Source organism: Solirubrobacter deserti (assembly GCF_027587175.1).
Taxonomy (GTDB): domain Bacteria; phylum Actinomycetota; class Thermoleophilia; order Solirubrobacterales; family Solirubrobacteraceae; genus Solirubrobacter; species Solirubrobacter deserti.
The window spans coordinates 40,910-53,621 of record NZ_JAPCID010000009.1; the positions used below are offsets into that span (position 1 = coordinate 40,910).

15 protein-coding genes are annotated in these 12,712 nt (G+C 72.6%); 8 read left to right on the forward strand and 7 right to left on the reverse strand.

The window, feature by feature from the left end:
- The first annotated feature begins 30 nt into the window (after window positions 1-30).
- The 4 genes from OJ962_RS07670 to OJ962_RS07685 are packed head-to-tail and all read left to right on the forward strand — an operon-like array spanning window position 31 to window position 3,369.
- Window positions 31-501: a GAF domain-containing protein gene (locus OJ962_RS07670; protein ID WP_202955701.1), complete on the forward strand. Its 471-nt coding sequence runs from the start codon at window positions 31-33 to the stop codon at window positions 499-501.
- Window positions 498-1,541, forward strand: a complete 1,044-nt coding sequence (locus OJ962_RS07675) for a PQQ-dependent sugar dehydrogenase (RefSeq protein ID WP_202955702.1) — start codon at window positions 498-500, stop codon at window positions 1,539-1,541. The genes OJ962_RS07670 and OJ962_RS07675 overlap by 4 nt, the downstream gene beginning before the upstream one ends.
- The gene (locus tag OJ962_RS07680; RefSeq protein WP_202955703.1) at window positions 1,538-2,680 is read left to right on the forward strand and encodes a PQQ-dependent sugar dehydrogenase; all 1,143 of its coding nucleotides are present in this window, start codon (window positions 1,538-1,540) and stop codon (window positions 2,678-2,680) included. Before OJ962_RS07675 ends, OJ962_RS07680 begins: the two co-directional genes overlap by 4 nt.
- Complete coding sequence (locus tag OJ962_RS07685) at window positions 2,677-3,369, forward strand: MBL fold metallo-hydrolase (protein WP_202955704.1); 693 nt, start codon at window positions 2,677-2,679, stop codon at window positions 3,367-3,369. Before OJ962_RS07680 ends, OJ962_RS07685 begins: the two co-directional genes overlap by 4 nt.
- Window positions 3,370-3,438: 69 nt before the next feature.
- Here the strand turns inward: OJ962_RS07685 and OJ962_RS07690 are convergent, their stop codons facing one another.
- Both OJ962_RS07690 and OJ962_RS07695 read right to left on the reverse strand, forming a co-directional pair.
- Window positions 3,439-4,413: a Leu/Phe/Val dehydrogenase gene (locus OJ962_RS07690; RefSeq protein WP_407697502.1), complete on the reverse strand. Its 975-nt coding sequence runs from the start codon at window positions 4,411-4,413 to the stop codon at window positions 3,439-3,441.
- 166 nt (window positions 4,414-4,579) lie between these two features.
- Complete coding sequence (locus OJ962_RS07695) at window positions 4,580-6,019, reverse strand: RNA polymerase sigma factor (RefSeq protein ID WP_202955706.1); 1,440 nt, start codon at window positions 6,017-6,019, stop codon at window positions 4,580-4,582.
- An 87-nt stretch (window positions 6,020-6,106) separates the two neighbouring features.
- Here OJ962_RS07695 and arfB point away from each other — a divergent pair, with 87 nt between their 5' ends.
- On the forward strand, window positions 6,107-6,517 hold the full coding sequence (gene arfB, locus OJ962_RS07700; protein ID WP_270006277.1) for an alternative ribosome rescue aminoacyl-tRNA hydrolase ArfB: 411 nt from the start codon (window positions 6,107-6,109) through the stop codon (window positions 6,515-6,517).
- Here arfB and OJ962_RS07705 read toward each other — a convergent pair.
- Window positions 6,514-7,956: a gamma-aminobutyraldehyde dehydrogenase gene (locus OJ962_RS07705; RefSeq protein ID WP_202955708.1), complete on the reverse strand. Its 1,443-nt coding sequence runs from the start codon at window positions 7,954-7,956 to the stop codon at window positions 6,514-6,516. The genes arfB and OJ962_RS07705 overlap by 4 nt on opposite strands.
- A 65-nt stretch (window positions 7,957-8,021) precedes the next feature.
- Between OJ962_RS07705 and OJ962_RS07710 the strand changes: the two genes are divergently transcribed.
- Complete coding sequence (locus OJ962_RS07710) at window positions 8,022-8,987, forward strand: TIGR03557 family F420-dependent LLM class oxidoreductase (protein WP_202955709.1); 966 nt, start codon at window positions 8,022-8,024, stop codon at window positions 8,985-8,987.
- Here the strand turns inward: OJ962_RS07710 and OJ962_RS07715 are convergent.
- Both OJ962_RS07715 and OJ962_RS07720 read right to left on the reverse strand, forming a co-directional pair.
- Complete coding sequence (locus tag OJ962_RS07715) at window positions 8,984-9,301, reverse strand: cupin domain-containing protein (RefSeq protein WP_202955710.1); 318 nt, start codon at window positions 9,299-9,301, stop codon at window positions 8,984-8,986. The genes OJ962_RS07710 and OJ962_RS07715 overlap by 4 nt on opposite strands.
- A gap of 8 nt (window positions 9,302-9,309) precedes the next feature.
- The gene (locus OJ962_RS07720) at window positions 9,310-9,813 is read right to left on the reverse strand and encodes a GNAT family N-acetyltransferase (RefSeq protein WP_202955711.1); all 504 of its coding nucleotides are present in this window, start codon (window positions 9,811-9,813) and stop codon (window positions 9,310-9,312) included.
- Window positions 9,814-9,853: 40 nt separating this feature from the next.
- On the opposite strand from OJ962_RS07720, the gene OJ962_RS07725 reads away from it, so the two are divergent.
- A complete protein-coding gene (locus OJ962_RS07725) occupies window positions 9,854-11,029 on the forward strand; it encodes an MFS transporter (protein WP_270006278.1) in 1,176 nt (391 codons plus the stop codon).
- A 10-nt stretch (window positions 11,030-11,039) separates the two neighbouring features.
- Here the strand turns inward: OJ962_RS07725 and OJ962_RS07730 are convergent, their stop codons facing one another.
- Window positions 11,040-11,387: a cupin domain-containing protein gene (locus OJ962_RS07730; RefSeq protein ID WP_202955713.1), complete on the reverse strand. Its 348-nt coding sequence runs from the start codon at window positions 11,385-11,387 to the stop codon at window positions 11,040-11,042.
- A gap of 37 nt (window positions 11,388-11,424) precedes the next feature.
- On the opposite strand from OJ962_RS07730, the gene OJ962_RS07735 reads away from it, so the two are divergent.
- Window positions 11,425-11,862, forward strand: coding sequence for a MarR family winged helix-turn-helix transcriptional regulator (locus OJ962_RS07735; protein WP_202955714.1), 438 nt, complete (start codon window positions 11,425-11,427; stop codon window positions 11,860-11,862).
- Here the strand turns inward: OJ962_RS07735 and OJ962_RS07740 are convergent.
- Window positions 11,845-12,681: an amidohydrolase family protein gene (locus OJ962_RS07740; protein ID WP_202955715.1), complete on the reverse strand. Its 837-nt coding sequence runs from the start codon at window positions 12,679-12,681 to the stop codon at window positions 11,845-11,847. The two genes, OJ962_RS07735 and OJ962_RS07740, sit on opposite strands and share 18 nt — an antisense overlap.
- Between the last annotated feature and the right edge of the window lie 31 nt (window positions 12,682-12,712).

Below are 12,712 nucleotides of genomic sequence, written 5' to 3' on the forward strand. Positions count from 1 at the left end.
TGTTCCAGCTGTGGCTCGCGGACGTATGTCGTGAGCGAAGGGTCGTGCCCCTCGTGTGGGACCGCGCTCCGGCGGTCCTCGCCCGCGGGCCCGCGCAGCGCGGCCGACGACCAGATCCGGGCGAAGCTCGCGATGGCGATGCGCGAGCTGCGCGCCGACACCGCGCTGTTGACCGAGGTCCGCGACGGGCACGAGCACATCCGCTGGCAGGCGGGCTCGGGGCCGTATGTCGGCCGCTCGGTCCCGCTTCAGGACACGGTGTGCGAGCGCCTGCTGAGCGGGCAGATCGACCATGTGGTGGCCGACACCGCGGACGAGCCGGCGCTCGCGGGCGTGCAGGTGGGCGAGATCCGTGCCTATATCGGCGTGCCGTTCACCACCGCCGACGCGCGCGCCTACGTGCTGTGCTGTCTCGCGCACGAGGTCCGGCCGGACCTCGGCGAGGCGGACGTGCGCTTCCTGCAGGGGATCGTCGAGAGCGTGCGGCAGGCGCTCGCGTGAGGCGCGCGCTGCTGACGGTCCTGGCGTTCGGCGCCGTGGCCGCCCCTGCGCAGGGCGCGGTGCGGCTGGAGAAGGTCGGCGACTTCGAGGCGCCCGTGTACGTCACGGCCCCGCCGGGGGACACGGCGCGGGTGTTCGTGGTCGAGCAGGGCGGGACCATCCGCATCGTCGGCCGTCAAGCGCCGTTCCTGGACATCTCGAGCCAGGTGACCTCCGGCGGCGAGCAAGGGCTGCTGTCGATGGCGTTCGCGCCCGACTACGCGACGTCCGGCCTGTTCTACGTCTACTTCACCGACGCCGACGGCGATCAGCAGGTGGTCGAGTTCCGCGGGTCCGGCGACGCCGCCGATCCGCGGACCGCGCGCCAGGTGCTCCTGATGCGCGACAGCGAGAGCAACCACAACGGCGGCCAGCTGCAGTTCGGGCCGGACGGGCGGCTGTACATCGGCACCGGCGACGGCGGCGGCGCGGGCGACGCGCGCAACCGCGCCCAGAACCGGCGCTCGCTGCTCGGCAAGCTGCTGCGGATGGACCCGACGCGCGGTGGGCGGCCGGAGATCTACGCGTACGGCCTGCGCAATCCCTGGCGGTTCTCCTTCGACCGGCAGACCGGCGACCTGACGATCGGCGACGTCGGCCAGGGCGAGTGGGAGGAGATCAACTTCGTCCGCCGCGGCCGCGGGAAGGGCGCGAACTTCGGCTGGCGCCCGTTCGAGGGCAACGCGCGCTTCGCGCCCGGCGAGTCGGCCAAGGGGCACGTGCGGCCGGTCATCACGCAGTCCCACGAAGCCGGCAACTGCTCGATCACGGGCGGCTACGTGATCCGCGATCCCGCGCTGTCGTGGCGCGGGCGCTACGTGTTCGGCGACTACTGCCGCGGCGTGATCCAGACGGCGCGGCTCGGCGGCGTGAAGAAGGTCCGCGTGACCCACCATCGCGCGCTGCGGGTCGAGTCGCTGTCGTCGTTCGGCGAGGATGCGTCCGGGCGCGTGTACGCGGCGTCGTTGAACGGGCCGGTCTACCGGTTCGTCGACCGATGAAGCGGTTCGTCCTGCTCGCGCTGCTCGTCTTCGCCGCGTGCGGCGAGGCGGAAGTCGACCGCCGGCGGCCTCCGGAGCCGGCGCCGTCCGGCATCCAGCTGCAGGAGGTCGCCGCGTTCGACTCGCCCGTGTATGTGACCGCGCCGCCTGGCGATGACCGGCTGTTCGTGGTCGAGCAGGGCGGCGCGATCCGCATCCACGACGGCGAGCGGACGCTCGAATCGCCGTTCCTGGACATCTCCGACCGGATCGAGGCGGGCGGCGAGCAGGGCTTGCTCGGGCTCGCGTTCCCGCCCGACTACGACCGGACGGGCCTGTTCTACGTCTATTACACGGCGCAGGACGGGGCGAACACGCTCGCCGAGTTCCGGCGCGAGGACGGCGACAGCGCCGATCCGCGCTCCGGGCGCGTCCTGTTCGCCGTCGAGGACGACGAGGTCAACCACAACGGCGGGATGATCACGTTCGGGCCCGACGACCGGCTCTACGTCGGCATGGGCGACGGCGGCGGCAGCGGCGACCAGCACGGCGAGATCGGCAACGGGCAGGCGCTGGACACGCTGCTGGGCAAGATCCTGCGCATCGACCCGCGGCCCCACGGCGAACGGCCGTACACGATCCCCGAAGACAATCCGTTCGTGGATCGCGAGGGCGCGCGCGGGGAGATCTTCGCGTACGGCCTGCGCAACCCGTGGCGCTTCTCGTTCGACCGCGCGACGGGCGACCTGACGATCGGGGACGTGGGGCAGAACGCGGTCGAGGAGATCTCGTACGTGCCGTTCGAAGAGGCGTCCGGCGCGAACTTCGGTTGGCGCGTCTTCGAGGGCTCCGCCCGGTTCACCGACGGCGAGCAGGCCGAGGGCGCGATCCCGCCCGCGGTCGACGAGGGCCACGACATCGGCAACTGCTCGATCACCGGCGGCTACGTCGTCCGCGACACGGGCCTGCCGCGCTGGGTGGGGCGCTACGTCTACGGCGACTTCTGTCGCGGCGTGCTCCGGACGGTCCAGCTTCCCGACGGCGAGCCGCAGGACACCGGGCTCGAGGTCGAGCAGCTGTCGTCGTTCGGCGAGGACGCGGGCGGACGCCTCTACGCGGTGTCGCTGAACGGGCCGGTCTACCGGATCCTCCTGGGATGATCACGCGCGTTCGCGCCGACAACCCGTCGCCGCTCACGCTCTCGGGCACGAACACCTACGTGGTCGAAGAGGCATGGGTCATCGACCCCGGGCCGCTCTTCGAACCGCATCTGGACGCGGTGGTGGCGGCCGTGGCGGCCCCGGCGGGCGTGCTCGTCACCCATTCGCACGCAGACCACTCCGAGGCCGCGGGCGAGCTGGCGGACCGGCTCGGCGTGCCGGTGGTCGACGGGCTGGCGGACGGGGACCGGATCGGGCCGTTCGACGTGCTGCACATCCCGGGCCATGCCGACGACCACCTCGTCTTCGTCGCGGGCCGGCACGCGTTCACGGGCGACGTCGTGCTCGGCGAGGGCAGCGTGTTCGTCAGCGGGCGCCTGCGCGAGTACCTGGACGGGTTGCGGCGGCTGCGGGCGCTCGGGCTGGAGCGCATCCATCCGGGGCACGGGGACGAGATCGACGACCCGCAAGCCAAGCTGGACGAGTACCTCGCGCACCGGGCCGAGCGAGAGCGCAAGCTGGTGGCGGCGCTGGAGGCCGGTGTGGCGCCGGACGACGCGGAAGCGCTGCTCGACGCCGCGTGGCCCGACGCGCCCGTGGAGGTGCGCCCGTTCGCCGCGATCACGCTGCGGGCGCATCTGGGCAAGCTGCGAGAAGAAGGGCGTCTCGGGGTACCCCCGAGCGCATGAAGAACCGAGACTACGCCCTGGTCGGTGGCGTGTTCGCCGTCGCGATCCTGATGACGATCGTCGTGTCGGTCATGCTCCTGCTGCTGTGAGCCGCTCGCGGCCCAGCTGCAGCGCGGCCTGCAGTGGCGTCGTGTTGCTCGCGGTCGCGGAGTCGAAGATCTGGCGCAGGGTGTCGCCGACGGCGCGGACGTTGGTGTCCGCCGAGGCGGTGTCGTAGCCGCCCGGCTCGAGCTCGACCGCGATGTTGATCAGGCCGCCCGCGTTGCAGACGAAGTCGGGCGCCCACAGGATGCCGCGCTCGGCGAGCGCCTGATCGAGCTCGTCGGAAGCGAGCTGGTTGTTGGCCGCGCCGGCGATCGCCTTGCACCGCAGGGCGGGGACCGTGTCGTCGTTGAGCACGCCGCCGAGCGCGCACGGGGCGACCACGTCGACCTCGGCGGTCAAGGCGCTGTGCGGATCGGTCCAGGTCGCGCCCAGGCGCTCGGCGAGCTCGCGCTTGCCCTGGTCGACGTCCGCGACGATCAGCTGCGCGCCGCCCTCGTGCAGGAGCTCGGCCAGACGCCCGCCGACGCTGCCGAGCCCGATCACGGCGACGGTGCGGCCGCTCAGGTCGCTGGTGCCGAACGCGTACTCGCACGTCGTGCGCAGGGAGACCTCGCAGCCGAGCGCCGTCCACGGGCTCGGGTCGCCCGAGCCGGACGCGAGCCCGGTGACGTGCTGGGTCCGCGTGGCGATGACGTCCATCGCCTCCTCGGACGTCCCCACGTCCTCGGCGGTCAGGTAGTCACCGCCGAGCGCCTCGACCGTGTCGCCGAAGTCCAGCAGCGCCGCCTCGTGCCGCTCAGGCGAGAGCACGGGTTCGTCCGGCCGCAGCATGATCACGCCCTTGCCGCCCCCGAGCGGGAGTCCCGCCACGGCGGCCTTGAACGTCATCGCGCGGCTGAGCCGCAGCACGTCCCGCATCGCGGCGCGGGAGTCGTCGTAGGTCCACATCCGGCACCCGCCGAGCGCGGGCCCGCGCGCCGTGCTGTGCACGGCGACCATCGTGAACAGCCCGGACCGCCGTCCGCGCCGGACCAGCAACGTCTCGTGTGCGAGGGGCTCCGGATAGTCGATGGCGCGGACCCTAGCGAGCCGCGCCCCGCGGAGCCGACGGCGGCGTGGCTGAGTCGGACGAATGGGGGGGTGCGCGTGGGGCCGCGCGACGAGCTCAGCCGGCCGGCGGCGGGGCGGGGGCGCCGCCCGTGCCGGGCGGGGCGGGCGGTGCCGACTCGACCGCGGGGGTCTCCGCGGCCGGGGTCGCCGGCGCGGTCGTCGGCGCGGGGGTGACGGTCTCGCTGACCGGCGCGGGCGTCTCGACCGGCGGGGCGGGCGTCGCCACCGGCGGCGCGTCCGGAGCGCGGGTGCCGCCCGCCTCGGCCTGCGGGTCGACGGCGATGGCGGGCGTGATGTCGTCCTCGACCGCGGGGGCCTTGGTCTCTGCCGGCGGCGCGGGGACGCCCTTCTCGGACGCCTTGAGCTCGGCGACGTGCTCCTGCTTGCGGTTGCGCTGGCCCTCTGCGGCCGCGGCGGCGGCAACGGGGGCGGCGGCGGACGTGATCGGCTGCGGGCGACCGCGCGGCTCGGCCACGACGGGCGCGACGACCTCCGGCTTGGCGGCGGCCTTCGCCTTCACGGGCTCTTGCTCGGTTTGCGCGGCGGGCGGCGCCGACTTCTCCACGATCTTGTGCTGGACCTCGACCGCGCCGCCCGTGGCGATCGCGGCGGTGCACACGACCGCGGCGACCTTGCACGCGGCGGCCCCGCCACCGGCGGCGCCGGCTGCGGCGCCACCGGCACCGCCGCCGACCCCGATCAGCTTGGCGGCCAGCGCGAACGGCGCGAAGCCGACCGGCGTCAGCGCCGCGAAGGAACGCTTCATGCCGCGCAGCGCGCCGCGGTACTCGCTGCACGCTTCGCAGGTCTTCATGTGCTTGCGGGCACGGCCGGACGCCTTCACGCCGCGGTCGTAGGAGCGCATCAGGTCCGCGCGGATCTCGGTGCAGTCGGCGTCGCGTGCCTCCTGCGCCTCCACCAGCCCGACGCGGGCGCGGACGAGCAGGGACTTGACGGCGGGGACGGTGACGTCCAGTGCGACCGCCAGGTCGGCGTAGGTCATGCCGTCTATCTCGCGCATGAGCAGGGCGGAGCGCTGCTGCTCGGGCAGGGCGGCGACGTCCAGCACGAGCTGGCGGAGGTCGTCGCGGCGCTGGGCCTCCTCGACCGGATCGTGCAGCGGCTTGCGCGAGACCTCGAAGAGCTCGGCGGCGGGCGGGATCGGACGGCGGAGATGGTCGATGCAGCGGTTGTGGGCGACGCGGTACAGCCACGCGCGCACGTTCATCTCGCGGTTGTCGTTGCGCAGCGCGCCGTACGCGCGCACGAACACGTCCTGCAACACGTCCTCGGCGTCCTGGCGCGAACCGGCCGAGAGCATCTGGCGTACGTAGGCGAACAGCCGCTGGCGGTAGCGATCATGCAGCACGCGGAACGCTTCGTCGTTGCCGCCACGGAACGCCGCGAGCAGCTGCTCGTCCGAGCGCAACCGCAGCAGCGACCCGCCGAGGGCGCGGCGGGGTAAGGCTGGGGCGTGGACTGCTGAGGCTTCCATTAGGGCTCCTGACGCTGCCGTCCCGGCGACTGTAACTCTTGGGAAAAAAAAAAGTTCCACCCTATAGGTGCACTTTCCCCTCCCCCTGTGACCGATTTCCTACGCATTCGTGACGGACTTTCCTTGCCGATGTCCGAAATCGAGGTACGAGCGTCGCGCTCTTCCGGTCCCGGAGGTCAGCACGCGAACGTCACCGAGTCCAAGATCGAAGCGATCTTCGACGTTCACGCGTCGGGCAGTCTCGACCCTGTTCTCAAAGCGCGGATAAGTGCCAAGCTCGGCCCGCGCGTGACGGCGGTCGCCCAGGACGCGCGCTCGCAGGCCCGCAACCGCGAGCTGGCGCTCGAGCGGCTGGCGCGGAGAATCGAGCAGGCGCTGCACGTGCAGCGCCCGCGGACCAAGACCAAGCCGAGCGCGGGCGCCAAGCGTCGCCGGCTGGAGGACAAGCGCCGCCGCTCCGACATCAAGAAGTCGCGGCGGCGCAAGGATTTCGACTAGCGGGTGATGTTCGCCATCACGTGCTTGACGACCGTGTAGTCCTCGAGCGAGTACGCGGACAGGTCCTTGCCGTAGCCGGACTGCTTGAAGCCGCCGTGCGGCATCTCGCTCGCCAGCGGGATGTGGTCGTTGATCCAGACGCAGCCGAAGCGCAGCGCCTTCGACACACGCAGCGCGCGGCCGATGTCCCGCGTCCACACCGAGGAGGCGAGGCCGTACGGCGTGCCGTTGGCCCACGCGAGCGCCTCCTCCTCGTTCGTGAACGGCTGCACCGTGATGACCGGGCCGAAGATCTCCTTCTGGATCATCTCGTCGTCCTGGCGCAGGCCGCCGACCACGGTCGGCTCCAGGAAGAAGCCCGGCAGGTCGGGTTCCTTGCCGCCGGTCACGATCTCGGCGTGATCGGGCTTGCGCTGCAAGAACCCTTCCACGCGCTCGCGCTGGCGGGCCGAGTTGAGCGGGCCGAGCGTCGTGTCGGGGCTCAGCGTATCCCCGGTGACGTACTCGCCCGCCTGGCCGGCGAGCCCGGACAGCACGTCGTCGTAGACCTTCGAAGACGCGAGCACGCGCGTGGCGGCGGTGCAGTCCTGGCCGGCGTTGTACCAGCCGGTGCCGGCGATCGTCTCGGCCACGGCCTCCATGTCGGCGTCGTCGAAGACCACGACCGGTGCCTTGCCGCCGAGCTCCAGATGCACCCGCTTGAGCGAGTCCGCCGCGGCGCGCGCGATCCACTTGCCCGTCTCCACGCTGCCCGTCAGGGACACCATGTCGACCTCGTCGTGCGTGACGAGCGCCTGGCCGGTCTCATTGCCGCCCGCCACGATGTTGAGCACGCCCTTGGGCAGGAACTCGGCTGCGATCTCGCCCAGCAGGAGCGTCGTGAGCGGCGTGGTCGGCGCCGGCTTGAGCACGATCGTGTTGCCGGTCGCGAGCGCCGGGCCGATCTTCCAGCCGGCCATCATCAGCGGGTAGTTCCAGGGCGCGATCTGCCCGACGACGCCGACCGCCTCGCGCCGCACCCAGGACGTGTAGCCCTCCAGGTACTCGCCCGCCGCCTTGCCCTCCAGGTTGCGCGCGGCGCCCGCGAAGAAGCGCAGGTTGTCGGCGATCACGGGGATCTCGTCGTCCTTGACCGCCTGCAGCGGCTTGCCCGCGTTGCGGGCCTCCAGCTCGGCGATCTCGTCCCCGCGCGCCTCGATCGCGTCCGCGATCTTCAGCAACGCGGTCGCCCGGTCGGCGGGCGTGGCGTTCGCCCACTCGTCGAACGCGGCGCGCGCGGCCGTCACCGCGCGCTGAATGTCCTCGGCGCCCGAGTCGGGCGCCTGCGCCATCACCTCACCCGTGGCGGGGTTGATGACGTCACTCGTTCCTCCACTCGCGGCGGCGACCGACTCGCCGTCGATGAAGTTGTTGAAGGTCCGGGTATCCGTCGCGGCCACTGAAGTCCTCCTCGAAGGGTCGGCGGCGGACGCTACCACCGGCGTGAATGGGTAGTGCCGAGGGCATGGCTCGCTATTTCCTCGGGGTCTCTCAAGAGGAGTTCCCGCCTGAAGCGCTGATCGAGCAGGCCGTCGCCGCCGAGAAGGCCGGGTTCGACGGCATCTCCTCCTCCGACCATCTGCAGCCCTGGTGGGAGCCCGGCCAGTCCGGGCACGCGTGGCCGTGGCTGGGCGCCGCGGGCGCTTCGACGTCGAAGCTGCCGCTCGGCACGGGCGTGACCCCGACGGGCGTGCGCTATCACCCGGCGCTGATCGCCCAGGCGTGGGCGACGCTGGAGCGGCTGTTTCCCGGCCGGATGTTCCTCGGGATCGGCTCGGGTGAGGCCTTGAACGAGGTCCCGGTGGGTGACGACTGGCCGTCCCCGGGCGAGCAGGTCGCACGCATGGACGAGGCGCTCTCGATCATCGACCGCCTCTGGAAGGGCGAGACGATCACCGAGGACGGGCAGTTCTACCGCTGCCAGGACCTCAAGCTCCACACCCTCAGCGAGCGGCGGGTGCCGATCTGGATCAGCGCGTTCGGGCCCAAGGCCGCTGAGGTGGCGGCGAAGTGGGGTGACGGCATCTGGACGCTGCCGGACCCGGAGACGACGCCGGACCTGCTCGACGGCTGGCGCGAGGCCGGTGGATCGGGCGAGATCGTCTTCCAGGCGCTGTTCTCCTGGGCGCCCGATGACGACACCGCGCTCGAGACCGTGCGCAAGTGGAAGGGCGCCCAGCCGCAGGAGCACTTCAAGGAGGACTGGCACAAGCCGCGCGAGATGTACGAGCACGGCGAGGAGCAGATGTCCGACGAGGAGTTCAAGCGCAGCGCGATCATCGCGTCGGACCCGAAGGAGCACGTGGAGCGCATCAAGGAGCTCGAGGAGCTCGGCGCGACCGTGATCGTGCTGCAGAACAACTCGGGCGCGAACGCGCTGGAGGCGATCGAGCTCTACGGGCGCGAGGTCCTGCCCGCGCTGCGGGGTTAGCGCGGCCAGTCGTCCCGGGGCGGCGCGAAGACCTCGACGACGGTTGCGCCGTCCGGGCCGCTGCGACCGCCGTGCTCCTCGTGGGCGGGGATCACCCACAGCCCGCCGACGCCGACCTCGGTGCCGTTGAGCGTGAGCGAGCCGCGAATCACCGTGCCGACCTGCTCGTTGTGGTGGCTGTGGCGCGGCAGCTCGGTGTCCGGGTCGAGCTCGAAGACCGCGAACGTGACCTGGTCGCTGTGCACGGCGCGGTGGCGGATGCCGCGGAACGCCTCGGTGACCGGGAGGTCGTCGAGCTGATGGAAGTCGGTCATGCCCGGGATTAGAACATCGGCCCGAGCAGCGTGACGGGGCCGGGCGGCCACTGCGCGCCCGGCCTGAGCGCGAGCCACATCGTGTCCAGCGGGATCACGATCCCGGTCGACGTGACCGGGTGGGGCAGCGTCGCGAACCCGAGCTTCTCGTACAGGAACGCGTTCTTGCGCAGGCAGAACAGCAGCGCGAAGTCCGGGCCTTCCCGGCGCGCCGCCGCCAGCGCGGGCTCCATCACCCGCCGGAACAGGCCCTGCCCGCGGCGTGAGCGGGTGACGATCACGCCGCCGATCCCGACCACCGGAAACGCGCGTTGTTCCACGGCGACGCGTGCGGTGAGGATGCCGGCCGAGGCGACGAGCCGGCCGTCGTCGTCGCGCAGCGCGAACCGCCGGTCCTTCGAGCGGCCGGGCGGCAGCACGAGGTCCGCGAGCTCGTAGACGTCCTCCTCGCCGTCGGCGAGCTGCGCGCGCTCGGCCTCGGAGTGGTCGCCCGGGAGCTCGACGAGCTGCATGAAAGGAATATGCCGCGTGGCGCGCGCGTCTGGCCTGGGGATGACCCGAGACCTCCGCCTGTTGAGCGCCGCGATCGCCGTGTCGGCGGCCGGCGACATGCTCCTGATGGTCGTGCTCGCCCTGCGCGTGCACGAGCTCACGGGCAGCGGCTTCGCGGTCGCGGGGCTGTTCGCGGCGCTGATGGTGCCGGTCGTCGTGCTCGCGGGCTGGGCCGGGCGGCTGGTGGACCGCGTCGAGACCCGCCGCGTGCTGCTGCTCGTCTCGTCGGCGCAGGTGGCGGTCGCGGGTGGGCTCGTGTTCGCGGACGGCGTCGCGTCCATTCTCGTGCTCACCGCCCTGCTCGGCGCGACCGCCGCGGTGGCGGGGCCCGCCGAGGCCGCGCTGGTGCCGGCCGTCGCGGCGGGTGGCGACCTCACCCGCGCGAACGGGTGGGTCGAGACGGCGCGCTACGTCGGCTTCACCGCGGGCCCGCTGCTGGCGAGCGTGTTGATCGCGGCCGGCGGGACAGGGCTCGGGCTGATCGTGAACGCGGCGAGCTTCGGCGTCGTCGCGGCAGCGGCCGCGCTGCTGCGGGCGCGGCGGGTGCCGAGCGCGGCGGCGCGGCGCGACGCCGGCGGCGGGCTCCCGCTGCTGCTCGGCGACGCCGTGCTGCGCGCCCCGCTCGTGCCCGCGGGCGCGGCGCTGCTGTTCATCGCCGCTTCGCTGGCCGTCGAGGGGGTCTACGTGCGCGACGTCGTCGGTGCCGGCCCCGCCGGCTACTCGCTCGTGATCGCGGGCTGGACGGCCGGGATGGTGCTCGGCGCGGTCGCGTTCGCGCCGCGCGTGACGGCCCCGCTGGCCGTCGCGGCGCTGGCGGCGCTCGCGCTGCAGGGCGGCGGCATGGCGGCCTCGGCGCTGTGGGCCATCCTGCCCTGGGCGTTCGCGGGCTACTTCGTGGGCGGCGTCGGGCACGGCATCAAGAACGTGCTGCTGCGCACCCTCATCCAGCGCCGCGTGCCCGCCGACGCCCACGGCCGCGCGTTCGCGGCCTACAACGCCGCGCGCAACACCGCCGAGCTCGGCGCGCTGGGCGCGGGCGGCGTGCTCGTCGGCGTGCTCGGCGCGCAGCCCGCGCTCATCCTGGCCGGGCTCGGCCCGGTGATCGCGGCCGCGATCGGTCTCGCGCTCCTGCGTCCGCGCCGCCGCGCGCTCGAGCCGGCCTTCGCCGCGCGCTGAAACGACAGGGTCACGCGGCCCAGGGCAGCGGGCGCGTCCCGTCGGAGGTTGTGACGGTGCCCCCGCCGCGGCTCGCGACGAGCGCGCGGAGCGGCTCCGGCGCGGTGATGCGGCGCTCCTCATCCGCGGCGATGACGACGGTCTCGCCCGCGACGTGGTCAGTGTCGTTGACGGTGAGGCGGCCCTCGAGGACGACCCAGACCTGGTCGTGCTCGGCGCGATGGAGCGGGCCGGCCTGGCCCGCGCGCATCTCGACGGTCCAGACGGCGAGGTCGGTCGTCCCGAGCGACGGCGCGGCGAGCGTGCGCATGACCGCGTTGGGCGTCTCGAAAGTATGGTCAAGTGACTTGTCGATCATAGGCAAAAGGTAAAGCGGCTTGTCTAATTCGTCAAGCGTGCCGGGGTGGGTGGCGATCGAGGCGATCCTGCGGGCCGGAAGCGCGGCGATCGACGAGCTGCACCGCCGGCTCGCCGAGCGCGGGCACCCGGACGCGCGGCCCGCGCACGGGTACGCGTTCCAGGCGATCGGCGCCGACGGGACGACGGCGAGCGAGCTCGGGCAGCGGCTCGGCGTGACCAAGCAGGCCGCGGGCCAGATGGTCGACGAGCTGGCGCGGCTCGGCTACGTGACGCGCGGGCCGGACCCGAGCGACGGACGGCGGCGGCTCATCACGCTCACGCCCCGCGGGATCGACTGCCTGCGCGCGTCGGCGGACATCTTCGACGAGCTGCTCGCCGAGTGGCGCGCGCGGGCAGGTGACGTGGACGCGGCGATCGCGGCGCTCGACGCCCTCGCCGCGCTCTACGGCGGCCGGCTACGACCGATCTGGTAGGCCGAGCAGCTCGGCGGCGTTGTCGTGCAGCACGGCCTGCGCGACGTCCTCGGGAAGCTCGAGCCGGTCGAGCTCGGCGAGGCACACCTCCGGGTCGAACATCGGATAGTCGGTGCCGAACAGGAACTGGCGGCGCAGGCGGCGCGGCATCTCGCGCTTGACCTCGTCGGGCAGGTAGCGGTACTTCCAGCCGCTGATGTCGAGGTAGACGTTGGACTTGTGCAGCGCCATGGCGACCGCTTCCAGGTGCCAGGGCCAACCGACGTGCGCGAGCACGATCTTCGTGCCCGGGTGCCGGGCGGCGATGCGGTCGAGCAGGATCGGCCGCGCGAGGTCGATGCGCAGGCCCTGGCCGCCGGGCTCGCCGGCACCGAGGCCGCTCGTCCCCGCGTGCGTGAGCAGGATCAGGCCGAGTTCCGCCGCGGCGTCGAAGAACGGCAGGAAGCGGTCGTCGCCCGGGTCGAAGGCCTGCAGCGTCGGGTGCAGCTTGAGTCCGCGCAGCCCCAGCTCCGGGAAGCGCGACAGCCGCTCGATCGCGTCCTCGCGGTTCGGGTCGACCGAGCCGAAGCCCACGAAGCGCCCGGCCGACCGCGCGCAGATCTCCGCGATCTGCGCGTTGTCGAGCGTCCGGCCCTGCGCGTCCCACCCGAGCAGCACGCCGCCGAGGTCCAGTCGCTCATACACGGCGATGAACTCGTCGAGCGTGGTCGCCTGTGGCCGCGACCCGAAGTAGCGCTCGATCGAGTCCGCGTAGTGCCCGACGCAGCCGCACACCCAGTCGCCCGTCGGCAGGTGCACGTGCATGTCCACTCCTCGCATCGGCGCATCCTATCTGGCATACTGATATTTC

Excerpts from the sequence above, each read along its gene's own strand:
- OJ962_RS07680 (WP_202955703.1), top strand. The coding sequence starts at position 1,538 with ATGAAGCGGTTCGTCCTGCTCGCGCTGCTCGTCTTCGCCGCGTGCGGC.
- OJ962_RS07685 (WP_202955704.1), top strand. The coding sequence starts at position 2,677 with ATGATCACGCGCGTTCGCGCCGACAACCCGTCGCCGCTCACGCTCTCG.
- OJ962_RS07690 (WP_407697502.1), bottom strand. The coding sequence starts at position 4,413 with ATGGTCGCCGTGCACAGCACGGCGCGCGGGCCCGCGCTCGGCGGGTGC.
- OJ962_RS07695 (WP_202955706.1), bottom strand. The coding sequence starts at position 6,019 with ATGGAAGCCTCAGCAGTCCACGCCCCAGCCTTACCCCGCCGCGCCCTC.
- OJ962_RS07710 (WP_202955709.1), top strand. The coding sequence starts at position 8,022 with ATGGCTCGCTATTTCCTCGGGGTCTCTCAAGAGGAGTTCCCGCCTGAA.
- OJ962_RS07715 (WP_202955710.1), bottom strand. The coding sequence starts at position 9,301 with ATGACCGACTTCCATCAGCTCGACGACCTCCCGGTCACCGAGGCGTTC.
- OJ962_RS07720 (WP_202955711.1), bottom strand. The coding sequence starts at position 9,813 with ATGCAGCTCGTCGAGCTCCCGGGCGACCACTCCGAGGCCGAGCGCGCG.
- OJ962_RS07725 (WP_270006278.1), top strand. The coding sequence starts at position 9,854 with ATGACCCGAGACCTCCGCCTGTTGAGCGCCGCGATCGCCGTGTCGGCG.
- OJ962_RS07730 (WP_202955713.1), bottom strand. The coding sequence starts at position 11,387 with ATGATCGACAAGTCACTTGACCATACTTTCGAGACGCCCAACGCGGTC.
- OJ962_RS07740 (WP_202955715.1), bottom strand. The coding sequence starts at position 12,681 with ATGCGAGGAGTGGACATGCACGTGCACCTGCCGACGGGCGACTGGGTG.